General features: G+C 74.8%; 11 protein-coding genes. All 11 read right to left on the bottom strand.

All coding sequences use genetic code 11. The annotated features are described in order from the left end of the window. Window positions 1–14: 14 nt before the first annotated feature. The 11 genes from AB0H84_RS18235 to murQ all read right to left on the bottom strand — a co-directional run bounded on the left by AB0H84_RS18235 (window position 15) and on the right by murQ (window position 23,255). Entirely contained in the window at window positions 15–1,199 is a 1,185-nt protein-coding gene (locus AB0H84_RS18235; RefSeq protein WP_357604831.1) for a cytochrome P450, read from the bottom strand. Further along, the gene (locus tag AB0H84_RS18230) at window positions 1,196–3,160 is read right to left on the bottom strand and encodes a beta-ketoacyl synthase N-terminal-like domain-containing protein (RefSeq protein ID WP_357604828.1); all 1,965 of its coding nucleotides are present in this window, start codon (window positions 3,158–3,160) and stop codon (window positions 1,196–1,198) included. Before AB0H84_RS18230 ends, AB0H84_RS18235 begins: the two co-directional genes overlap by 4 nt. Then, window positions 3,157–6,378 carry an amino acid adenylation domain-containing protein gene (locus AB0H84_RS18225; RefSeq protein WP_357604825.1) on the bottom strand — a complete coding sequence of 1,074 codons (3,222 nt, stop codon included), beginning with the start codon at window positions 6,376–6,378 and terminating at the stop codon, window positions 3,157–3,159. Before AB0H84_RS18225 ends, AB0H84_RS18230 begins: the two co-directional genes overlap by 4 nt. Beyond that, window positions 6,378–10,085 (bottom strand): amino acid adenylation domain-containing protein, encoded by a 3,708-nt coding sequence (locus tag AB0H84_RS18220; RefSeq protein ID WP_357604823.1) that lies wholly within the window; start codon window positions 10,083–10,085, stop codon window positions 6,378–6,380. The genes AB0H84_RS18225 and AB0H84_RS18220 overlap by 1 nt, the downstream gene beginning before the upstream one ends. Beyond that, entirely contained in the window at window positions 10,082–14,506 is a 4,425-nt protein-coding gene (locus tag AB0H84_RS18215) for an amino acid adenylation domain-containing protein (RefSeq protein ID WP_357604820.1), read from the bottom strand. The genes AB0H84_RS18220 and AB0H84_RS18215 overlap by 4 nt, the downstream gene beginning before the upstream one ends. Then, on the bottom strand, window positions 14,503–15,549 hold the full coding sequence (locus AB0H84_RS18210) for a MupA/Atu3671 family FMN-dependent luciferase-like monooxygenase (protein WP_357604817.1): 1,047 nt from the start codon (window positions 15,547–15,549) through the stop codon (window positions 14,503–14,505). Before AB0H84_RS18210 ends, AB0H84_RS18215 begins: the two co-directional genes overlap by 4 nt. 11 nt (window positions 15,550–15,560) lie before the next feature. After that, on the bottom strand, window positions 15,561–19,220 hold the full coding sequence (locus tag AB0H84_RS18205; RefSeq protein ID WP_357604814.1) for a condensation domain-containing protein: 3,660 nt from the start codon (window positions 19,218–19,220) through the stop codon (window positions 15,561–15,563). Next, window positions 19,217–19,426 carry an MbtH family protein gene (locus AB0H84_RS18200; protein WP_357604811.1) on the bottom strand — a complete coding sequence of 70 codons (210 nt, stop codon included), beginning with the start codon at window positions 19,424–19,426 and terminating at the stop codon, window positions 19,217–19,219. The genes AB0H84_RS18205 and AB0H84_RS18200 overlap by 4 nt, the downstream gene beginning before the upstream one ends. 2 nt (window positions 19,427–19,428) lie before the next feature. Next, window positions 19,429–20,730, bottom strand: coding sequence for an MFS transporter (locus AB0H84_RS18195; protein WP_357604808.1), 1,302 nt, complete (start codon window positions 20,728–20,730; stop codon window positions 19,429–19,431). Between the two features lie 189 nt (window positions 20,731–20,919). Next, window positions 20,920–21,984: a serine hydrolase domain-containing protein gene (locus AB0H84_RS18190; protein WP_357604805.1), complete on the bottom strand. Its 1,065-nt coding sequence runs from the start codon at window positions 21,982–21,984 to the stop codon at window positions 20,920–20,922. Between the two features lie 371 nt (window positions 21,985–22,355). After that, window positions 22,356–23,255, bottom strand: coding sequence for an N-acetylmuramic acid 6-phosphate etherase (gene murQ, locus AB0H84_RS18185; protein WP_357604802.1), 900 nt, complete (start codon window positions 23,253–23,255; stop codon window positions 22,356–22,358). Window positions 23,256–23,271 lie beyond the last annotated feature (16 nt).

The raw sequence follows: 23,271 nt of genomic DNA, 5'->3' as shown, positions 1-23,271 counted from the left end.
GCCAGCCGTTCCCCTCATGTCAGCGCGACAGGCAGCGTGGCGATGCCGTTGATGAAGTTCGACGGCAGCCAGGTCACCGGGCCGGTCACCTCGATGGCCCGCACGCTCGCGCGCAGCTCGGCCAGCAGGGCGGCGATCTCGGCGCGGGCGAGCTGGGCGCCCAGGCAGAAGTGCGGGCCGTAGCCGAACGTCAGGTGCCGGTTCGGCTTCCTGCCCACGTCGAACCGGTCGGCGTCGTCGAAGACGGCCTCGTCCCGGTTGGCGGAGGCGGTCCAGAGCGCCACCACGTCACCGGCCGCGATCCGGCGTCCGGCCAGCTCGGCGTCCCGCGTGGCGACCCTTCCGACGTGCGCCGCCGGGGTGGTCCAGCGCAGGATCTCCTCGACGGCCGTGCCGGCCAGCTCGGGGTCCTCGCGCAGGCGCGCCCATTGCCCGCCGTACGTGGCCAGCGCCAGCACGCCCCCGGCCATCGCCAGCCGGGCGGTCTCGTCGCCGCCGATGATGAGGTTGTAGCAGTTGAGCAGCACCTCCTCCTCGGTGAGTCCGCCGGCCACGAGCAGGCTGATGACGTCGTCGCCCGGGGCCGCCCTGCGCTCGGCGGCCAGGCGGGTGTAGTAGAGCAGGATCTCGCTCTGGGCGATCCTGGCGGCCGTCCCGGCGCCGCTGCCGTCGCCCTCGCCCAGCATGGCCTCGTTCGTCAGCTCCAGGACGCGCTGCCGGTCCTGCTCCGGCACGCCCAGGAGCTCGCAGATCGCGCGGAGCGGCACCTGGGCGGCCACCTCGGCCACGAAGTCGCCGCCGCCGCGCCGTACCAGCGCGCCGAGCAGCTCGCGGGTGGCGGCGGTGATGGAGCGGGTGACGGGGCCGAGGGTGCGGGGGCCGAAGCCGGGCGTCAGCAGGCGGCGCAGGCGGGTGTGCGCCGGGCCGTCCGTGACGACCAGCATCCTGCCCGCGCCCGGGTCGTGGCCGCGCAGGAGGGTGCGGAGCATGTTGCCCTGCAGCGAGGTGAACGTGGCGGGGTCGCGCACGACGCGCAGGACGTCCTCGTGCCGGGTGACGCTCCAGAACCGCTCGTGCCTGCGCACCGGGTCGTTGGCGCGCAGCCAGCGCCAGACGGGGGTCAGGTCGTGGGCGGCGTGGAGGCGGGGGTCGAGGAGGTCCAGCTCGTCGATCGCGGCGGTGTCGGGCGCGGGTCTCATTGCTCCAGCTCGTCGAGGAGGTCGCCGAGGGGGTCGTCGTCCTCGGGGTTCAGGGCTCTCGCGATGATCTCGTTCAGGGGGTGCTCGCGGAGGAAGGTCTCGATGGGGATGTCGAGGCCGAAGCGGTCGCGCAGCTCGCTGACCAGGAAGACGGCCGTGAGGGAGTCGCCGCCGACGGCGAAGTAGGTCCTGTCCAGGTCGGACGGGGCGGACAGCGCCAGGGTGGTCATGAACAGCTCGGTCACCGCCGTGGCCCGGTCCTCCGGCTGCGGCTCGGAGGTGGCGGCGGGCTGGGGGCTCAGGGTGAGCGCGCCGTGGCTGTCTCCGGCGAAGGGGTACGTGGGGAGGTGGACCCGCCGCCCGCCCGAGGGCCAGTCGACGTCCTGTCCCGCCACCCAGGACTCGCCCAGCGGGTCCTTCGCCGCGGTCGAGGTCCCCGCCGGAGTGGCCGCCAGGGTCTCCAGGGCGGTGGCGGCCTCGTCGTGGGTGGCGGCGACCACGTAGGCGCGCGCGTCGAGGGCGGCTCTGCCGTGGGCCAGGGTGTGGGCGACGTCGGCCAGCGACGGCGCGCCGGGCTCCCGCAGCGCGGCCGCCAGGCGGCGGGCCGCGGTGGAGAGCTGGGCCTGAGTGCGCGCGGAAAGCGGCAGCACCACGGCGGGCGTGAGTGAGCGCCGGTGCGCGGGCGGGGCCTCTTCGAGGACGGCGTGCACGTTCGTGCCGCCGATGCCGAGCGACGAAACCCCCGCCAGGCGCGCCCCCCGAGCGTCCCACGTCCTCGTCTCGGTGAGCAGGTGGAACGGGGTGGCGTCGAGGTCCAGATCGGGGTGCGGGCGGGTGACGTTCACCGTGGGCACCATCGTGCGGTGGGCGAGCATCAACGCGACCTTGATCAGCCCCGCCACGCCCGCCGCCGCGTTCAGGTGGCCGATGTTGGACTTCACGGAGCCGAGCTCGCACCGGGCCCCGGCGAACGCCGCCGCCGCGGCCGCCACCTCGATCCGGTCCCCGAGGTCCGTCCCCGTCCCGTGCGCCTCGAGGAACTGCGCGTCAGCCGGGTCCAGCCCCGCCGCCGCCCACGCCTCGAGGATGGCGGCCGTCTGGCCGTCCACGCCGGGCGCGGTGAAGCCCACCCGGGCGGCGCCGTCGTTGGAGACCGCCGTGCCGCGGATGACCGCGTGGATCTGGTCGCCGTCGGCCTGCGCGTCCTCCAGCCGCCTGAGCACCACCAGCCCGACGCCGTCGCCGCCGACCATGCCCGCCGCCTTCTCGTCGAACGGGCGGCAGCGCCCGTCCGGCGAGTAGGTGCCGCCGGGCTCGTACAGGTACCCGCGCGGGTACGGCGAGTCGATCGACACGCCGCCCGCCAGCGCCAGGTCGCACTCGCCGCTCAGCAGCGCCTGCACGGCCACGTGAACGGTGGCCAGGGAGGTCGAGCAGCCGGTGTGCACGGTCAGGCTCGGCCCGGTCAGCCCCAGCCGGTACGACAGCCACCCCGCCAGGAACTCCCGGTCCGTGAAGATCCGCACGTGCATGGGCCCGAGCCGGGCGCGCAGCCGGCGGTCGACCTGGGCCGCCACCGAGTGCTCGGTGGGCCCGCCGCCCACGTACACCCCCGTGCCGTCGGGGGCGCCGCGCGGGTCGTACCCGGCGTCCTCCAGCGCCGCCCACGCCGTCTCCAGCAGCAGCCGGTGCTGCGGGTCCAGCGCGGCCGCCTCCGTGGCGTTGAAGCCGAACAGCTCGTGCTCGAACCGGTCCGCGCCTGCCAGGAGCCCCTTGGCCGGCACGTAGCCGGGGCTGCGCAGCTCCTCGGGGTCCGCCCCGGACGCCAGCAGCTCCTCCTCGCCGAAGTCGGCGATCGAGCAGACGCCGTCACGCAGGTTGCGCCAGTATTCGGCGAGGTCGCGGGCGCCGGGGAAGCGGCCGCTCATCCCCACGATGGCCACTGCCGGTGCGTCGGTCATTCCGTTCCGCCTTTCCGATCGTTCCTGCGCGCCGCCATCCGCTCCCGCCTGCCCTGCCCGCGCCGCCTGGACCCGTCGTGGTCCGTCTGCCCGGGGCCGTCCAGGCGGGCGGCGAGGGCGGCGACCGTGGGATGCCTGAACAGGTCCACCAGCTTGAGCCCGCCGTCGTGGCCGCGCTCGCGCAGGGCCGCCAGGACGGCGAGCAGCCTGATCGAGTTGCCGCCCAGGTCGAAGAAGTTGTCCTGCGTGCCGATCCTGGTCAGCCCGAGCACCTCCGCCCACACCTCCGCCAGCCGCCGCTCGGTCGCGGTGGCCGGGGCGACGTACGGGCGGTCCAGGTCGGGGCGGGTGAGCGGGGGGTCGGGCAGTCGGGACCTGTCCACCTTGCCGGACTGGTTGAGGGGCAGCTCGTCCAGGAAGACCACCAGGTCGGGGACCATGTAGCCGGGCAGCCGCGCACCCAGCCAGGCCCGCAGCTCCCCAGCGGCCGGGACCCTCGCGCCCGGTGTTCCCGTGTCCGACGCCTCCGCGTCCGGGGCGTGGGCCGGGACCGCGTACACCGCCAGCCGGTCGCCGCGTACGGCCGCCGCCGCGACCGAGACGCCCGGGTGCGCCGCCAGGACCGTCTCGATCTCTCCCAGCTCGACCCGGAACCCTCTCAGCTTGACCTGCGTGTCCACCCGCCCGAGGTACGACAGGACCCCGTCGGCGTCGTACCTGCCGAGGTCGCCCGTGCGGTACATGCGCTCGCCCGGCTCACCGAACGGGTTGGCGACGAAGCGCTCCGCCGTCAGGCCGGGACGGTTGGCGTACCCGCGGGCCATCCCCGCGCCCGCCAAATAGATCTCGCCCACCACGCCGGCGGGCACCGGGCGCAGCCGCCCGTCCAGCACGTACGCGCGCGCGTTCGCCACCGGACGCCCGATCACCACCGGCTCGCCGGGCACGAGGTCGGCCGTGGTGGCGTAGACCGTGGTCTCGCTCGGCCCGTACGCGTCCACCACCCGCCGCGACGGCGTCGCCCAGCGCTCGACCAGCTCGGCCGGGCACGGTTCGCCGCCGATCGCCAGCGTGCGCAGGTCGGGGAGGGCGTCGGGCGGGCACGGCAGGGACATGGCGGCCGACGGGGGCAGGAAGGCGTAGGTGATGCGGGAGTCGCGCAGCCGGGCGTACAGGTCCTCGCCGAGCCGCTCGCACTCGGCCGCCACGTGCAGCTCGGCCCCGGCCACGAAGGCGAAGAACAGGTCGGACACGGCCACGTCGAACCCGAACGACACGTACTGCAGCACCCGGTCCTCCCCGGTCACGGGGAACTGGGGGCGTACGGCGGTGGCCAGGTTGAGCAGGGCGCGGTGCTCGACGGCCACGCCCTTGGGGGTGCCGGTGGAGCCGGAGGTGTAGAGGATGTAGGCCGTGCCGTCGAGGGTGGGCTCCGACGCGGTCACGGGCCCGATCGAGGGCGCCTCCTCGTCCGGCCGCATCACCGGGACGCCCAGGTCCCTGGGCTCGGCGGCGATCAGCAGGCGGACCCCGGCGTCGGCCACCATGAACCGGAGCCGGGCGTCCGGATGGCCGGGGTCGAGCGGGACGTACGCGCCGCCCGCGCGCAGCACCGCGAGGGCCGCCACCGCCATGTCGGCGCCCCTGGGCAGGCAGAGCCCCACCGGGACCTCCGGCCCCACGCCTGCCGCGCGCAACCGGGCGGCCAGGCCGTCCGCCCGCTCCATCAGGTCGCGGTACGTGAGCGAGGTCCGGCCGTACACCAGCGCCGTCGCGTCAGGGCGTTCGAGCGCGCGGTCGGCCACCAGGTCGGGGACCAGGCGGCCGCCGGTGGGGGTCGCGGTGCGGTTCCAGTTGCCGAGCACCAGGCGGCGGTCCTCGGGCGACAGGAGGTCGACGGCGGTGACGGGCAGGTCCGGCCGGTCGAGCAGGCCGTTCACGAGCGTCGCGAAGGCGCGGGCCCAGTGGCGTACGGTGCCGGGCGCGAACAGGTCGGCGCGGTACACGAAGTGCGCGGCCAGACGCTCCCCATCGCGCTCGACGGTCAGGAGCAGGTCGAACTTGGCCTCGCTCAGCAGCAGCTCGACGCGCTCGGTGACGGCGCCGGGCAGGTCGAGCCGCAGGCCGGCGTCGTCCTCGAAGGCCAGCATCACCTGAACGAGGGGGTCGTGGCTGAGCTCCCTGCCGGGCGCCACCGCCTGGACGACCGCCTCGAACGGCGCCTCCTGGTGCGGGTGGGCGGCCACGAAGCGGTCGCGTACCCGGACGAGCAGGTCGAGGAAGGACGGGTCGCCCGACAGGTCCGTGCGGACGGCGAGGGTGTTGGCCAGCAGGCCGACCAGGCCCTGGACGTCGGGGTGGTCGCGGCCTGAGACGGGCGTGGCCACGACGAGGTCCCGCTGTCCCGAGATCCTGGCCAGGAAGGCGGCGAAGGCCGCGAACAGCGCCATGAACGGCGTCGCGTTCCGCTCGGCGGCCACCTTCGCCAGGCGCTCCCGCGTGTCCTCGGGCAGCGCGATCCGCTCGACGCCCCCGGCGGTGGACTGCACGGCCGGGCGGGGACGGTCGGTGGGGAGCGCGGGGGTCGTGGGCGCGTCCCTGAGCGACTCCGCCCAGAACGCGACCGCCTCGTCGAGCGCGTGGGAGTCCAGCCGCTCCCGCTGCCAGACCGCGTAGTCGGGGTACTGCAGCGGCGCTTCGTCGCCGCCGGGCTCGCCGCTCGTGCCGGGCGTTTCCTGCGGCGCGGTCAGGCGGCGGTAGGCGGCGGCGACGTCCCCGAGCAGGACGCGCAGGGACCAGCCGTCGCACACCAGGTGATGGGCGGTCAGCAGGACGCGGTGGCTGCCGTCGTCGAGCGCGTACACCACGCACCGCAGCAGCGGCCCCGCCGCCACGTCGAACGGCGCCGACGCCTCCGCCACCATCGACGCGTACGCCTCGCCCACGGGCACGTCTCGCTCGACCCGCACCGCGGCCTTCGCTTCTTCGGCTACCACCTGCACGTACTGCCCGTCGCGCGGCCGGAACACCGTGCGCAGCGACTCGTGCCGGGCGACCGCCGCCTCCAGGCTCGCCCCGAAGGCCGGCACGTCGAAGAAGCCGCGCACGGCGAAGGCCACGGGCACGTTGTACTGGGCCGTGCCGGGGTTGAGCTGGTCCAGCACCAGCATCCTGGCCTGCGCGGGCGACACGGGGAACTCGTACTCAACCGGCACCATCAGAACTCCCGAAGGATCGGATCGAGGACTCCGGCGATCTCGGCGGCGGGCCTCGGCCGGAGCAGGTCGCTGTGCCCGCAGTCGAGATCGTGGACGCGTACGCGTGCCGGCGCCCAGCGCTCGGCCTTGACCGCCGAGGGCACGCCGCCGGGCTGGGCGATGGCCGAGAAGAGCAGCACCGTTCCGTCGAAGGGCGGCGGCCGGTACGTGACCGCCAGCCGGAGATGCCCGGTCACCGTGTCGGCCACGGCCGACAGCCGCCCGTCGTCCAGCCCCGACAGCGGGCCCTCGCTGCCGCGCACCGCCGCGAACACCCGGTCCCGCTCCAGGTGCCCCGGCTGGGCGTAGGGGTGCAGCGTGCGGGTGCGCAGCAGGATGGTCAGCGCCTCCTGCTCGAGCGCCTCGGTCTCCGCCGTGAAGCCGGCCGGCCACGGGAAGGCGTCGAGCGAGGCCACCAGCCCCACCTCCTGCCCGGACTCGCGCAGGCAGGCGGCCATCTCGTACGCGAGCAGGCCGCCGAAGGAGTGCCCGAGCAGCAGGTACGGCCCTTCGGGGCGGACGGCCCTGACCCGCGTCAGATAGTCCTCGGCCAGCTCCCGCATGCTGCCCGGGAGCGCCCAGCCGGACCGGAGCGCCGGCGACTGCAGGGAGTGGACCGGGCGGCCCGGTGCCAGATGGGGGAGGAGCGCGGTGTACGACCAGCCGATGCCCCGGCCGGGATGCACGCAGAACAGCGGCGGCCGGTCGCCCTCCCGCCGGAGCGTCAGCAGCGGTGACAGGTCCAGCTCGGTCGCCGGCCTGTCCAGCCGCACGGCCAGCCCGGCGGGGGTGGGCGCCTCGAACAGGGCGGCGATGCTCGTACGGATGCCCCATCTGGACTCGACGGCCGCCGTGAGGCGCATGGCGAGCAGCGAGTCGCCGCCGGAGTCGAAGAAGTCGCTGTCCGCGCCCACCACCCCCGTGCCCAGGACCTCGGCGAACAGCTCGCACAGCTCCTTCTCGCGCGGCGTCGCCGGCTCCCTGACGGCCGGGGCGGGGAGCGCCGGGTCGGGCAGGGCGGCGCGGTCCACCTTGCCGTGCGCGGTGAGCGGCAGGCGGTCGAGGGTGACGTACCGGTCGGGCAGCAGGTGCTTGGGCAGCCGGGCGGCGGCGTGCTCCCGCACTCGCGCCGGCGAGCCGCCGCGAGCCAGGACGAGGTAGGCGACCAGCCGCTTCCCGAGACCTGAGACGCCCGGGGCGGCGACGACCACGGCGCGCTCCACATCCGGGGAGCTCTCCAGGACGGACTCCACCTCGCCGGGCTCGATCCGGTAGCCGCGGATCTTCACCTGCCCGTCGGCCCGCCCCCCGAACTCCAGCTCCCCGTCGAACGTCCACCGCGCCAGGTCACCGGTCCGGTACATCCGGCCGCCCGGCTCCCCGAAGGGGTCCGCCACGAACCGCTCCGCCGTCCGGCCCGGCCGGCCGAGGTAGCCGCGGGCCAGGCCGGTGCCCGCGACGTACAGCTCCCCGGCCACGCCGATGGGGGCGGGGCGCAGGCGTGCGTCCAGGACGTACACGCGGGTGCCGTCGAGTGGGCGGCCGATCGGCACGGCGTCACCGGCCCAGCCGGAGGGCACCGGGTGGCTGGTGGCGAACGTGGTCGTCTCCGTGGGGCCGTACCCGTTGACGACCCGCACGCCCTGCGCCGACATCCGCCGCACCGTGTCCGGCGGCAGCACGTCGCCCCCGGCCCACACCTCGCCCACCGAGGCGAGCGCGTCGGGCGCCAGGTCGGCCAGGGTGCGGAAGAGCTCGGCCGTCAGCCACACCGCGCTGAGCCGCCCCCGCCTGATCGTGTCCGGCTGGAGCGGGCCCGGCGGGGCGATGACGACCGTGCCGCCGTTCAGCAGCGGCGTCCACAGCTCGTACGTGGCCGCGTCGAACGTGTGCGGGCTGTGCAACAGCACCCGCCGGTGGCCGGCGAAGCGCCGGTCGGAGACCAGCTCGAGGATGTTCGCGTGGGTGACGACGACGCCCTTGGGGGTGCCGGTGGAGCCGGAGGTGTACATGACGTAGGCCGCCGAGCGCGGATCGGCCGGTCGGGACGTGAAGCGCTCCTCGCCCGCCTCCAGCCGGGTCAGCACGGTCCGCGCGCCGCTGTCCTCCAGCAGCCACGCCAGCCGCGCCTCGGGCTGCCCCGGGTCCAGCGGGACATAGCAGCCGCCCGCCTTCAACACGGCGAGCTGGGCCACCACCAGGTCGGGCGAGCGCTCCATGAGCAGCGCGACCGGCGTCTCCGGCGCCACATCCAGCCCGGCCGCGACCCGGTCGGACCACGCGTCCAGCTCGGCGTAGGTGAGGGTGTGCCCGCCATGCTCGACCGCCACCGCGTCCGGCGTGCGGGCCGCCTGCGCCGCGAACCGCTCCGGCACCGACCCCACGTGCCGAGCGGCCGGCCGCGCCGTGCCGTTCCAGGCCACCAGCAGCCGGTGCGACTCCTCCGCAGGCAGCACGTCGCCCGCGCCGCCGCCGGCGAGCACCTCGAACGCCCTGACCAGCCGGGCCGCGACGGCCTCGGTCTCGGCCCTGGACAGCAGCTCCGCCCGGTAGCCGAGGCGCAGCCAGAGCCGCTCGCCCGCGACCACCGTGACCGTGAGCGGGTAGTGGGTGGCGTCCCGGACCCCGGTCAGCCGCAGGCCGGGCGTGTCCAGGCCGTCGCGGGGGTAGTTCTCGAAGGCCAGCAGCGTGTCGAACAGCTCGCCGGTGCCGCGCTGCACGTCCGCGAGCCGTACGTGATGGAACGCCGTGAGCCTGGCCTGCTCGTCCTGCAGGCGGGTGAGCAGATCCCGCTCGCCGGTCCTGACCCGCACGGGCACGGCGTTGATGAACAGGCCCGCCATCGACTCCACACCCGCCACCTCAGGCGGGCGGCCGGACACCACCGCCCCGAACACCACGTCCTCGCGCCCGGTCAGCCGCCCGAGCACCAGCCCCCACGCCGCCTGCACCAGCGTGTTCACGGTCACGCCCGCGCGGCGGGCCCGCTCGCGCACGGCGTCACTCAGCTCGCGCGTCAGCTCCAGCTCCACCGTCTCCTGCCGCAGGCTCGCCGCCTCGGATCTTGGGCCGGCGCCGGGCCTGAGCAGGGTCGGCCCCGGCAGGCCCGCGAGCGACTCCCGCCACGCCCGCGCGGCCCGCTCGCCGTCCTGGGCGCGCAGCCAGGCCAGATAGTCCCGGTACGGGGGCACGGGCGGCAGCGCGCTACCGCCCGCGTACAGGGCGGCCAGCTCCCTGGCCAGGATCGGCATCGACCAGCCGTCCACCAGGATGTGGTGCATGGTCAGCACCAGCTCCGTCCGCCGGACCAGGGTGGCGCGGACCAGCGGCGGCCTGGTGACGTCGAACGGCCGCAGCAGGTCGGACTCCAGCATGCGCTCCAGCTCGGCGTCCGACGGCGGGTCCACCTCCGTCCACGGCAGCCGCACCCGGTGCGGGACGAGCTGCACCGGATGGTCGAGGCCCTTGTGGCGGAAGCAGGCGCGCAGGTTCGGGTGGCGGGCGAGCAGGGCCTCCACCGCCGCGCGCAGCCTCGCCGGGTCGGCCTCGCCGTCGAGGGCGAATCTGGCCTGGATGACGTACGCGTCGCCGCCGCCGTACAGGGCGTGGAAGAGCAGGCCCTCCTGCGCGGGGGAGAGCGGCAGCACGTCGGCCAGCCTGGCGCTCACCAGTCGCCGTCCAGGTCGGCCTCGAGCTCGTCGATCTGGCTCTGCGAGAGCTCGACCAGCGGGAAGTCGGAGCTGGTCGCGCCGCCCTCGCCCGCCTGGCCCGCGAGCTCCGCCAGCGCGTCGAACCAGAGCCCGGCCAGCGTCCCCACCTGCTCCGCGCCGACGGCGTCGGCGGCGTACGACCAGCTCGCCACCAGCCGTCCCGCGTGGGCGACGGTGTCCAGCTCGATCGCGTACGCCATGGGAGCGTCCGGCATGCCGACCAGCTCGCCCTCGAACCTGCCCAGGTAGTTGAAGCGCAGGTCGGGAGCGGGAAGCCCGGCCAGTTCGCGGGCGGTGCCCGGGTTGAGGTGGCGGAGCAGGCCGTAGCCGAGGCCGCCCGAGGGGACGGCGCGCAGCCGCTCCTTGGTCCGCTTGAGCGCCTCGGCGGGGGAGCCGGCGGCGTCCAGCCTGACCGGGTACTGGGTGGTGAACCAGCCGACCGTGCCGGTGATGTCGACGTCGTCCGAGGGGGCCTCGCGGCCGTGTCCCTCGAGGTCCACGAGCACGCTCGTGCCGCCGCGCCACCTCGTCACCGCGCGGGCCACGGCGGTGAGCAGCACGTCGTCGGGGCCGCAGCGGAAGGCGGCGGGCAGGCCGGTGAGGACCTGCTCGGTGAGGTCCGGCGGGAGCGTCCTGGTGAGCGTGGCCCGCGGCCCGCCCCGTCCGTTCCAGCCGGGTGCGATCCCGGCGTCGTCTCCCGAGTCCCCCGAGATGAGCCGCCGCCACACCGGCAGCTCCGCCGCCACCCGCTCCGGCCGCACGGCCTCGGCGGCCAGCAGCCGCGCCCAGCCCGCGAACGACGTGCCCACAGGTTCGGGCAGGTCCTCCTCCCGCAGGAGGGCGGTCAGCTCGGGGCCCAGGATGCGCCAGGAGACGCCGTCCACGGCCAGGTGGTGCGCGGTGACCAGCAGCCGGTCGGGTTCCAGCCAGGTGGCGGCGAGCATCTGCCCCCGCTCGGGGTCCAGCCGCGGCGCCGGCTCCGTGGGGCCCGCACGGGTGAAGAGCACCTGCACCGGCTCGTCCGGGGGCGGCACCTCCAGCTCCCAGTCGGTGTCCGAGTGCCGCAGCAGGCGCATGCGCAGGGAGGCGTGCCGCCGGGCCAGCGTCCGCAGCGCCGCCTCGATCCGCTCCGCGCCGGTCCCCTCGGGCACCGGCAGCAGCAGGGACTGGGTGAACGTGTCGAGCGGGCCGCCGTGCTCGCGCCACCAGTGCATGATCGGCGTCAGCGGGAACCTGCCCACCGGGGAGTCCGCGACCGCCCGCGTGGTGCTCCGCGCCACCGCCGCCAGCGCGGCCGGGGTCCTGGCGATGAACACCTCGCGCGGCGTGCAGCCGATCCCCGCCGCCCGGGCGCGGCTGACGAGCTGGATGGCGGTGATGCTGTCGCCGCCCAGCCGGAAGAAGTCGTCGTCCGGCCCCACGGGCGTGCCGAGCAGCTCGGCGAAGAGCCCGCACAGCGCCGCTTCCCGTTCGGTCACCGGCTCGCGCGGTGCCTGCGGCCGGAAGGAGGGCGCGGGCAGCGCGGCGCGGTCCAGCTTGCCCTGCGACGTGATCGGCAGCGCGTCCAGCACCGTGAACTCGGCCGGCACCATGTGCACGGGCAGCTCGGCCACGGCATGGGCCAGTACGGCGGCGGTGTCGCACGAGGCGCCCGTGCGGGGGACGAGATAGGCGACGAGGCGGCTGTCGCGGAGCGCCACCGCGGCCCGCGCGACGGACTCGTGGCGGGTCAGCACCGCCTCGATCTCGGCCGGTTCCACGCGCACGCCGCGCACCTTCACCTGGTCGTCCGCGCGGCCGAGGAACCGGAGCTGGCCGTCGGGCCGCAGGTGCACCAGGTCGCCGGTGCGGTACATGCGCTCCCCGGGCGGGCCGAACGGGTCGGCCACGAAGCGCTCGGCCGTGAGCCCCGGCCGGTTCAGGTAGCCGCGGGCCACACCGGCGCCCGCCACGTACAGCTCTCCGGGCACCCCGACGGGCACCGGGCGCAGCCGGGCGTCCAGGACGTACAGGCGGGTGTTGGCGACAGGACGCCCGATCGGCGGGAGGGCGCCGTCGGCGGCCAGCGGGTCGCTCACGGTGGCGGCCACCGTGATCTCCGTCGGCCCGTACGCGTTCCAGAGGCGGGTACCCGCCCACGCCGCCACCAGCTCGGGCGGGCACACGTCGGCGCCCGTGGCCAGCCCGCGCAGGGCGGGGTAGCCGCCGGGCGGCACGCTGGCCAGCACGGCCGGAGGGATCATCGCGAACGTGATCCGCCGCTCCCGCAGCACCTCGCCCAGCTCGGCGCCCACCAGCGGCCCGTCCGGTGGGACGACGAGCGTCCCGCCGGAGCCGAACGCCATGCAGAGCTCGGCCACCGAGATGTCGAACGCCGCCGGGCCGAGCTGCAGGACGCGGCTGGAGCCGTCCAGCTCGAAGGCGCTCGCCAGCGAGTGGGCCAGGCTCGCGACGCCCGCGTGGCCGACCACGACGCCCTTGGGGCGGCCGGTGGAGCCGGAGGTGTAGATCACGTACGCGGGACTCAGCGGCTCCAGGTCAGGAAATTTCTCGACAAATCCGGCAACATCGGGCGGAACGCGCTCGATCTCCAGCTCCGGCAGCACGTCAGGCGGCGCGACCAGCAGCGTGGCCCCCGCGTCCGCGACCACGTACGCGCTGCGCTCGGCCGGATGGTCCAGGTCGAGCGGCAGGTACGCCCCACCGGCGCGCTGCACCGCCAGCATCGCCACCACCCGGTCCACGGACCGGCCGAGCCCCAGGGCCACCACCCGCTCGGGCCCCGCCCCGCGCTCCCGCAGCGCCCCGGCCAGCCCGTCGGCCCGCTCCAGCAGCTCCCGGTAGGTGAGGCGCTCGTCGTCGGACTCCACGGCCACGGCGTCAGGCGTCCGCTCGGCCCAGCGGGCCACCAGCTCGGGCAGGCTCGCGTACGGCAGCTCGACGGCGGCGCCCTCGACACGGGGCCGCGCCGGCGTGGCCGCCGCCACCGGGGCGTCCGGCGCGGACACCAGCGCGCCGAGCAGCGTCGTGAAGGCGTCCGCCCACTCGCGCACGACCTCGGGCTCGTACAGGTCGGTGCGGATCTCCAGGCTCGCCTCGAACCCGTCGTCGCCGTCGCGCACGATCCCGATCAGGTCGTGCTCCCCGCCGGTGTGCACGCGCTCGGGAACGGCGATCTCGCGCAGCCTGGCCACGCTCTCCTGGCGCGTCAGGTGCATGAACACCCACTGGAACAGCGGTGACCGCCCGGCCACCCGCTCCGGCTCCACGGCCTGGACGATCCTGCCCACGGGGACGTCGGCGTTCGCGAGCACCTGGGGGAAGTCGGCGGTGAAACGGGAGAGCAGCTCCGCGAACGTCGTGTCGCCGCCGACGCGCCAGCGGATGGGGACGGTGTTCATGACGTACCCGATGACGCGTTCGAGGCCCTTGGCGGACCGGTTGGCCAGAGGAGTGCCCGTGATCAGGTCGGGCTCGCCGGTCAGCCGGTTCGCGAACACCGCGAACGCCGTCATCAGCACCCCGTACACCGTGGCCCCGCGCTCCCTGGCGAGCGCGCGCACGGCGGCCTCGGTGCCCGCGTCGATGCGGAAGGCGATCTGCTCGACCCCGAAGTCGCCGCGCGGCGCGGTCCCGGGGCCGACGGTCAGGGGGCGGGGCGGGTCCGCCAGGTAGCCGCGCCACCAGTCGAGCTGCGCGTCGAACACCCCCGCTGCTGCCAGCTCCCGCTGCCATCCGGCGAAGTCGGCGTACTGGGTCTCGGGGCGGCGCAGGCGCGTCGGGACGCGGTCGCGGACGGCGCGGTAGGCCTCGGTGAGCTCGCCGTGCAGCACGTCGAACGACCACCAGTCGGTCGCGATGTGGTGCAGCGCCAGCGCCAGCGTGGAGCGCGTGTCGTCCACGGTGATGAACTGCCCCCTGATCAGCCGCCCGCCGTCGAGGTCGAACGTGCGGCGGCTGAAGGCGTGCAGCGCCTCCCGCAGGCTCACGCCCGTGCCGCGCAGGTCCAGCCGCTCCAGCTCGAACGGCTCCGCGGCCGGGAAGTCCACGCGCAGGTCGCCGACCTCGCCCGTGATCCGCATGCGCAGGCTGTCGTGCTGCTCCTGCACGATGGTCAGCGCCGCCTCCAGATCGGCCGGATCGACCGAGGCGTCGAAGTGGTACGAGCAGCACAGGTTGAGCGCGGCCGTGTCCGGATAGAGCGACTCGTACACCCAGAGGTCCTCCTGGGCGGGGCTGAGCCGTACGGGCTGGGCGGGGTCGCGCGGGGGGACGATGTCGGGGATCGCGTCGAGCTTGCCCGCCTGGACGAGGCGGCGCAGCAGCTCCACCCGGCGCTCGCCCCCGAGCGCGGCGAAACGGTCCGCGGTCGTGCTCACAGGCTCGCCAGCCTTTCCAGCCCGGCGAGCACCTCGTCGGCGCCGAGCCCGAAGTCCACGAAGCAGGCCACCTCGTCGCAGCCGAGCTCGGCCAGGTCCGCCAGGCTCTTGCGGCACGTCTGCGCCGAGCCCAGCAGGCTGCCCCAGCTCAGGTAGCGCTGGAAGGCGAACTCCGTGAGCGTGTCGAGCTGCGCGGGCGTGAGCGCCTCCGCCCTTTTGTCGTTGTTGGCGGCGGTCTGGGCGACGTACGACTTCAGGTACGCCTTGAGCGGCCCGCCCGCCCGCTCCCTGGCCTGCTCGTCGGTGACGCCCACGTAGGTGTGGGCCATGAGCGTGACGGTGCCCCTCGGCGGGCTGCCGTCCTGATCCGGGGCCGCCTCGTAGGCCTTGCGGTAGAGGCGGATCTTCTCGGCCAGCTCCTCCCGGGTCTGGCCGATGGTGGCGCCGAGGACGTTCGTGCGCATCCGCCCGGCCGCCTCCCACGTCTGCGGGCTGCCCGAGGTGGTGGTCCACAGCGGCAGGGCCGAGGAGTACGGCCGCGGCTGCGACGTCACCGCCACCCGCTCGCCCGTGCCGTCGGTGAACTCCACCGCCTCGCCCGCCCACAGCCTGCGCAGCAGCCCGATGTCGCGGAACGCCCGCGCGCGCCGGTCCTCGAAGGCGTCCGGGGCGAGCACGAAGTCCTTGGAATGCCATCCGGTCGCCACCGAGACCCCGGCCCGGCCGCGCGACAGGTTGTCCACGAGTGCCCAGTCCTCGGCGACGCGCAGCGGATGGTGGAGGGGGAGCACGAGGCTGCCCGCCCGTACGTGGATGCGCTCGGTGGCCACGGCGAGCGCGGCGCTGAGCACGGCCGGGTTCGGGAAGACCTGCCCGACCTGCTGGAAGTGCCGCTCCGGGGTCCAGACGGCGGTGAAGCCGAGCCGGTCGGCGGCCCGGGTGATCGCCAGTATGTCATCGTATTTAGCGGCATGACCGGCTTCGCCGGTCGGGCCGGCGGCGCCCGCGTCGTCGGCGCCGAAGAACATCACGCTGAGGTCCATGGACGTGCTCCTCACCGGTGGCGGATGCGCGGGGTTCTGGGGATGCGTTCGATGCCGGGCCGGGACGCCTGCTCCTGGGCGGCCTGGTCGAGTGCGACGGCCAGCTCGGCGACGGTCGGGGCGGAGAAGAGGTGCGCGGCGGTGGCGGGCAGGCCCTGGCTCGCCAGCCGCGCCGCGACCCGCACGGCGCTCAGCGAGTTCCCGCCGAGCGCGAAGAACCCGTCGTCGAGCCCGACCGCCGGCGCGCCCAGCACGTCGGCCCAGACGTCCGCGATCCGCCGCTCCAGATCGGTACGCGGCCACCGCCGCGACCGCGGCTCTACCGAACGGTCTCCCGCTGGAGACGCGACCTTCGGCGGCGGCTGCACCGTACCGCCTCCCGTGGGAGAGGCGACCTCCGGCGGCGGCTCCACAGCGGCCTGCGGTAACTCCGGTACCGCGATCGTCGAGACGGGCGCGTCCGGGGCCGCCGCCACGGCTTCCAGCACCCGCACCAGCGCGTCGGCCAGCCACTCCATCACGGCCCTGTCGAAGGCCGCCACGCGGTACTCGACGGTCACGGCGATCCCCGCGGGAGCGCCGTCGCGGCCGTAGTCGTCCGTCACGTCGACCAGCAGCTCGAACCGGGCCGCCCCGGTCCTGACCACCTCGACCCGCGACTCGGTGCCGGGCAGGTCCAGCTCGGCCCGCGCGTTGTTCTGCAGCGCCAGCACGACGTCCACGAGCGGGTGCCGCCCCGGGTGCCGCGCCGGGTTGAGGTCCTGCACGACCCGCTCGAACGGCACCTCCTGGTGGGCGAACGCCTCCAGGTCCGTCTCGCGCACCCGCGCCACCAGCTCGCCGACGTCCGGATCGCCCGACAGGTCGGTACGCAGCACCAGCAGGTTGACGAAGAACCCGACGAGATCCCCCACGGAGTCGCTGGACCGCCCGGCGACCGGCGCCCCGATGGGCAGGTCGGTCCCCGCGCCGGCCCGGTTGAGCACGACGGCGAGGGCCGCCTGGAGCACCATGAAGAGCGTGGCCCCGCGCTGCCTACCCAGCTCCACCAGCCGCCCGTGCAGCTCCGGGCCGACCAACCTGACCACCGTGTCGGCGGCACCCGCCGTCTCGGCTACACCTGCGGTCTCGGTTGCACCTGCGGTCTCGGTGGCACCGGCGGTCTCGGCCGCGCCTGCCGTGCTCGCCGCGCCTGCCGTGTCGGTCGCGTCTGCCGCTCTGCGTGGCAGCGGGAGCCGTTCGGGGAGGTCCTTCAGCGTCTCGCGCCAGTAGGCCAGCTCCGAGGCGGTCAGCGCGTCCACGCGCTCGCGCTGCCGCACCGCGTAGTCGGCGTACCGGGCCGGGAGGGGCGGCAGCTCGGCGCGCGTCCCTTCGAGCCGGGCCGCGTAGCAGCGTGACAGGTCGCGCATGAACGGCGGCAGCGACCATCCGTCGGTGGCGATGTGGTGCATGACCAGCAGCAGCGCGTGCTCGTCCGGCCCTGTGGTGAACAGCACGGAGTGGATCGGCAGCTCGGCGGCCAGGTCGAACCGGTGCCCGGCCGCCTCGGCCACGCGCGCGTCCAGCTCGGCGGCCGGGACCTCGACGGCGCTGAACCCGGGCCTGGCCTCCTCGACCGGCAGCACCCGCTGGGCGGGCTCGCCGTCGTGGACGGTGAAGACGGTCCGCAGCGCCTCGTGCCTGGCCACCACGTCCTCCAGCGCGCCGCGCAGGGCCGCCGCGTCCACCTGGCCGTGGAGCCGTACCAGCATGGGCATGTTGTAGGCCACGCCCGCGTCGATCTGGTCGAGGAACCAGAGCCGGCGCTGCGCGAACGACAGCGGCAGCCCGGCCTCCGACGAGGCCCCTGACGCGGCCCCCGACGCCGCCCCCGACGCGGCCCCCGACGCGGCCTCTGACGTGGCCCCTGACGTGGCCCCAGACGCCGCCCCCGACGCGGCCTCCTCCGCGGGCAGGGTCGCGGGATCGGCCTGTTCCGGTGCCCGCTCTCCGGCCTGCCGCCTGACGTGCTCGGCGACGGCCGACACGGTGGGCGTCTCGAACAGGGTCCTGACGCCCACCTCGGCCCCCAGCTCGGCGTGGATCCTGCTGAGGAGCCGGGCCACCGTCAGCGAGTCGCCGCCCAGCGCGAAGAAGTCGTCGTCCACGCCGACCCGGGGCACCTTGAGCACCTCCGCGAACAGCTCACATAACGCCTTCTCGGCCTCGTCACGCGCCGCTCCGGGACCGCCCTGCCCGTAGACCGGCGCGGGCAGCCGGGACCTGTCCAGCTTCCCGCTCGGCGTCAGGGGCAGGCCGGGCAGCACGACGAACGCCGACGGCACCATGAACTCCGGCAGCACGGCCGCCGCGTAGGCACGCAGCGCCTCGACGTCCACGTGCCCGTCCCGCGGCGTCCCATCGTCGTGGACCCGGATGCCTGTGGGGCCGGGCACCACGTACGCGACCAGCCGTTTCTCCCCGGGCGTGTCCTCCCTGGCCACCACGCCGGCCCGGGCCACGGACGGATGGCGCGCCAGCACGTCCGCCACCTCGCCGGGCTCGACCCGGAACCCCCGGATCTTCACCTGCTCGTCCGCCCGCCCCGCGTACCGCAGGACGCCGCCCGAGAGCCGCACCAGATCGCCCGTCCGGTACATCCGGGTGCCGGGGTCCCCGAAGGGATCCGCCACGAACCGCTCGGCCGTCAGCCCCGGCTGCCCCAGGTAGCCCAGGGCAAGACCGTCCCCGGCCGCGTACAGCTCGCCGACCGCCCCGTCCGGGACCGGCCGCAGCCGCTCGTCCAGCACGTACACGCGCTTGCCCGCCAGCGGCGTGCCGATGGGCACCGGCCCGTCCACGGAGGTGACCGGGTGCGTGGTCATGAAGATCATGCCTTCGACCGGGCCGTACCCGTTGCTCAGCCGCAGGCCGGGGTGGCGTTCGAGGGCGCGCCTGACGTGCTCGGGCGACGGCGCCTCGCCGCCCACGATCAGGTGGCGCAGGCCGTCGAGCGTCTGCGGGCACTCGTCCACGATCACGCTGAACAGGCTGCTCGACAGGTACATGCACGTGACCCGGTGCTCGGCGGCCAGCCGCGCCATCACCAGCGGGTCGGCCCGCTGCCCGGGAAGCAGCACGCAGGTGCCGCCCGACAGCAGCGGCCCCCACAGCTCCAGCGCGAACGCGTCCCACGACACCGGCGAGCACTGCAGCCACACCGCGTCGAACGGCACGTACTCCTGCCCCGTCACCGTCGCCACGATCGCGCGGTGCGGCGCGGCGACCCCCTTGGGCCGTCCGGTGGAGCCGGAGGTGAACATCACGCACGCCACGCCGTCGTGCCGGGCGGGGCGGGGGAGCCGTTCGACGCCCTCGGGGGAGAGGACGGCGGCCGCGCCCGCGTCCTCGACCATGCCGCGCAGCCGCTCCTCGGGGAAGTCCGGGTCGAGCACCAGATAGCCGGCCCCGCGCTTCAGCACGGCCAGCAGCGAGACCACCAGGCCGGGGCCGCGCTCCATGCGGACCCCGACCAGGGTGCCCGGCGGCACGTCCAGCACCTCCGCGAGCGTCGAGGAGCGCGCGTCCAGCTCGGCGTAGGTCAGCCGCTCCGCGCCACCGACCAGCGCCGTCCTGCCGGGCGTCCGCGCCGCCTGCCGGGCGAAGACCTCATGGATCTGATCGGAGCTCATTCGGCGGCCCGAACGAGGCCGGCCGGGCGCATGTCGGTCCAGTGCGTCTCGATGTACTCCAGGCACGCGGCGCGGGAACTCGTCGGCAGGGCCACCCGCCAGCCCGCGGGCACGTCGATGTCGGCCGGCCAGAGCGAGTGCTGGTTCTCGCCGTTCACCAGCACCAGGTAGGCGCCGTTCTCGTCCTCGAACGGATTCGTGGTCATGGTCAGCCTCCCGCGGGTTGCTTCTCGAGGTCGGGCGTCAGCACGTCGATGTGGCGCACGGTGCGGCGGGCCAGCCCCCACAGGGCGGCGCCGGTGCCCAGGAGGCCGGCGATCAGCAGCATCGTCGCCATGCCGCTGCCCGGCCCGGTTCCCACCAGGGGGCGCAGCAGCCCCGGCAGGCCGGTGCCGGCGGCGGCCTGGGGTTCGAAGACGCCGTCCGCCAGCGGCCCGGACAGGGCCATGGCCACCGGAGTGGAGATCTGCGCGACGAACATGACCGCCCCGAACACCCGGCCCTGCCGCTCCTTCGGCACCTTGGTCTGGATGACCGACTGCAGCGAGCCGTTGACGATCGGCATGATCAGCGCGCCCACGAGGATGGCCGCCGTCCACGCCACGACCCCGTGCACCACGGCCATGACGATCTGGGCGCTGAGGCACATGCCGACGACGCCGAGCATCATGCCGCGTACGCGGTTCTTGGGGCCGCCCCAGGCGGCCAGCAGCAGCCCGCCCGTGATGCCGCCCACGCCGATGCCGGCGTTTACGGCGGCCAGCGCGGAGACGTCGCTGCCCGTCCTGGCCAGGATCATGGGCTGCACGACGGCGAACCCGAACACCATCACCAGGTTCACGGTGAAGAACACCAGGATCAGGCCGCGCAGGCTGGGCTCGGCGAACAGGTGGCGCAGCCCCTCCAGCGAGTCCGCCCCGAGCCGCTTGCGCTCGGCGGCCGAGCCGGGCGCGTCGCCGGTCATGCGCACCACGCGCACGGTCACCAGCGCGACCGCGAAGCTCAGCAGGTCGATCCAGAGCACCGCGCCCAGCCCGCCGGTGACCACGAGCAGCCCGGCCAGCGCGGGGCCTCCGACGTCGGCCACGCTCTTGGCGGTGGCCAGCAGCCCGTTGGCCCGCTGGAGCTGCTCCTTCTCCACCAGCAGCGGCACCGCCGAGGACAGGGCGGGGAACTGGAACGCCGCCGAGGCGCCGAGCAGCGCGACCGTCAGATAGACCTGCCAGAGGTGCAGGTCGCCGAGGAAGTACACGGCCGCCATGGCTCCGACGGCGACGAGCCCGCCCGCGTCGGCGAGCTGCAGGGCGGTGCGCTTGCGGCACCGGTCGACGATGGCCCCGGCCGTCGGGCTCAGCAGCAACTGGGGGAGCAGCGCGCAGAGCGACAGCGCCACGACCTGGGTGGCCTGGTGCTCCACGGTCCACGCCTGGATGACCAGGGAAAAGCGCAATACGGAATTACCGATGAGGGTGACGACCTGGCCCGCCCAGACCACGCCGAATCTGCCCATTCCAGCAAATCGCTGGATAAATCCATTTCGTACGGACGATGGAGGTCCATCCAATTTTTGCCCCCGAGGCCCTTCTGGTGAAAGGAACCTTGAATGCGTCCGGAGGATTTGCCGGCCGTCTTCCACGTACCTTCACACACAGTTTCGGGCTGAGCAATACGCTATTTGTGGTTCTGTAATTACATCCTGTCAAAGGGGGAGGTCGTGGAGGCGCAGCGCTTCGGCGGCCACCGCGTGGCGCAGTTCGCGGATGCCGTCGCGTCCCCGTACGGGATGGACGGCGTTCGTCAGCAGCACCACCGTCAGGCGGCGCGCGGGATCGACCACCAGTGAGGTGCCGGTGAAGCCCGAGTGGCCGAATGCGCCGGTCAGCGGCCCGATGATGGCCGGGTCGCCGATGCGCACGCCCAGCCCGTGGCGGAAGGGGGCGCCCTCGGCGCCCTGGTCGCGCAGCATCTCGGCCACGCTCTCCGGGCGCAGCACGGGCCCGCCGCCGAGCCGCAGCGCCTCGCCGAAGGCCAGCAGGTCCCCGGCCGTGGCGAACACCCCCGCGTGCCCCGCCACGCCGCCCAGCGCGTACGCCGTCTCGTCGTGCACCTCGCCGCGCACGCAGCGCGACGGGCCCGGTCCCTGGCGTTCCGGTTTCCACTCGGTGGCGGCGATCCGCGGCAGCGCCGCGGGCCGGTAACCCGTGTCGGCCAGGCCCAGCACGCCCGTGACCCGCGCCCGGACCAGCGCGTCGAGCGTCGCCCCGCCGGCCAGCTCCGCGACCCGGCCCGCCATGACCATGCCGACGTCGCTGTAGAGGTACGGGCCGCCGAACGGGTGGGTGACCGGCGTGTCCAGCATCGCCGCCATGCGCTCGGAGGCGTCCGCGCCGGGCAGCTCCAGGTCGATGCGGCGGGTCGGGGTCAGGCCCGCCGTGTGGGTGAGCAGGCGGCGCGGCGTGATCCGGCCGTCGGCGCCCGGGATCCACGTGGCCACCGGCTCGTCCAGGCCGAGCCTGCCCTCCTCGGCCAGCGAGAGCAGGACGGCCGTGGTGAACAGCTTGCTGATCGAGGCCAGGTCGAAGATCGAGTCCCGCCGCGCGGGCGGGCGCTCCGGGGCCAGGCTCCCCTCGGCGTCGGCGTAGCGGACGAGCTCGCCGGTCGCGGCCGCGGCGGCCAGGCGGCCGTCCACGGCGATCAGCGCGACGGCGGCCGAGCACACGCGCGGCACCCCGTCCGCCAGGATCGCCCCCAGCCGATCACCCATCCCCGTCCCCTCGTCCCCTCGTATCCGGCCCCTACCCGATGCCTGGGTTGCCCATCGTGCGCGTCCCGCCGTGCGGAGCGCCCGTCATGCGGAGCGCCCGTCATGAGGAGCGCGCCCGTCATGAGGGGCGCGCCCATCGTGCGGAGCGCGCCCATCGTGCGGAGCGCGCCCGTCGTGCGGGGCGCCCATCGTGCGAGACGCGCCCGTGGTGCGGGCGCACATCGTTCGGGGCGCCCGTCGTTCGGGGCGCCCGCCGCCCAAAGGCGCGTCCTGCGGGCGTGAGGCGTCCCGCCGGCATGAGACGCGTCCTGTGGGCGGCCGTGGCGCGTGGTGGGCCGCCCTCGCCGCGGCCCCTCGCCGCGCCGGACCGGTCAGCCGCTCAGCGCGTCGCTGAGGCGCTCCCCGTGCGACTCCAGCAGCGCGCGTGCCCCCTCGGCGTCGATCCCGTGCTGGATCATCAGCACGGCGATCTTCGCCTGGCCGCCGGACGCGTCCAGCGCCGCCTCGGCCGTCGCGCGGTCGGCGCCGGTGATGTCGCTGACCATGCGCAGCGCGCGCCCGGCCAGCTTGCTGTTCATCGCCGACATCTCGATCATCTTGTTCCCGTACGTACGGCCGAGCTTGACCATCGAGATCGTCGAGATCATGTTCAGCACGAGCTTCTGGGCCGTGCCCGCCTTGAGCCTGGTCGAGCCGGTCACCACCTCGGGACCCACGACGACCTCGATCGCGTGCTCGGCGGCGGCCGACAGCGGCGCGCCGTCGTTGCACGAAAGGCCCACGGTGAGCGCGCCCCGGGCGGACGCCTCAGCCAGCGCGCCCAGCACGAAAGGCGCCCGCCCGCTGGCGGACACGCCGACCACCGAGTCGAGCGGCCCCACCTCCAGGTCCTTCAGCGCGGCGGCGCCCGCCTCGGCGTCGTCCTCCGCACCCTCGACGGACCGGGTGAGCGCATCCGGCCCGCCGGCGATGACGCCCTGCACCAGCGACGGATCGGTGCCGAACGTGGGCGGGCACTCGCTGGCGTCGAGCACGGCCAGCCGACCGGACGTGCCGGCGCCGACGTACAGCAGCCGGCCGCCCTCCGCCATCCTGGCGGCGATCGCGTCGATGGCCGCCGAGATCGCCGGGATGACCACCGCGACGGCGGCGGGCACGGCGGCGTCGGCCTGGTTCATGAGCCGGGCGATCTGATCGGTCGGCAGCCGGTCGATCTGGCTGTAGCGAGGATCGCTCTGCTCGGTGGACAGCTCGGGTAGCGGATCAGTCATGACGCTAATTTCCACC

This window comes from Nonomuraea sp. NPDC050786 (assembly GCF_040654115.1).
Taxonomy (GTDB): domain Bacteria; phylum Actinomycetota; class Actinomycetes; order Streptosporangiales; family Streptosporangiaceae; genus Nonomuraea.
This window is presented reverse-complemented; position numbering and strand designations above follow the sequence as displayed.

Bases quoted from the DNA above. Each gene is read 5' to 3' on its own strand.
- AB0H84_RS18200 (WP_357604811.1), bottom strand. From the start codon at position 19,426: ATGACCACGAATCCGTTCGAGGACGAGAACGGCGCCTACCTGGTGCTG.
- AB0H84_RS18190 (WP_357604805.1), bottom strand. From the start codon at position 21,984: ATGGGTGATCGGCTGGGGGCGATCCTGGCGGACGGGGTGCCGCGCGTG.
- murQ (WP_357604802.1), bottom strand. From the start codon at position 23,255: ATGACTGATCCGCTACCCGAGCTGTCCACCGAGCAGAGCGATCCTCGC.
- AB0H84_RS18205 (WP_357604814.1), bottom strand. From the start codon at position 19,220: ATGAGCTCCGATCAGATCCATGAGGTCTTCGCCCGGCAGGCGGCGCGG.
- AB0H84_RS18195 (WP_357604808.1), bottom strand. From the start codon at position 20,730: ATGGGCAGATTCGGCGTGGTCTGGGCGGGCCAGGTCGTCACCCTCATC.
- AB0H84_RS18235 (WP_357604831.1), bottom strand. From the start codon at position 1,199: ATGAGACCCGCGCCCGACACCGCCGCGATCGACGAGCTGGACCTCCTC.
- AB0H84_RS18230 (WP_357604828.1), bottom strand. From the start codon at position 3,160: ATGACCGACGCACCGGCAGTGGCCATCGTGGGGATGAGCGGCCGCTTC.
- AB0H84_RS18210 (WP_357604817.1), bottom strand. From the start codon at position 15,549: ATGGACCTCAGCGTGATGTTCTTCGGCGCCGACGACGCGGGCGCCGCC.
- AB0H84_RS18225 (WP_357604825.1), bottom strand. From the start codon at position 6,378: ATGGTGCCGGTTGAGTACGAGTTCCCCGTGTCGCCCGCGCAGGCCAGG.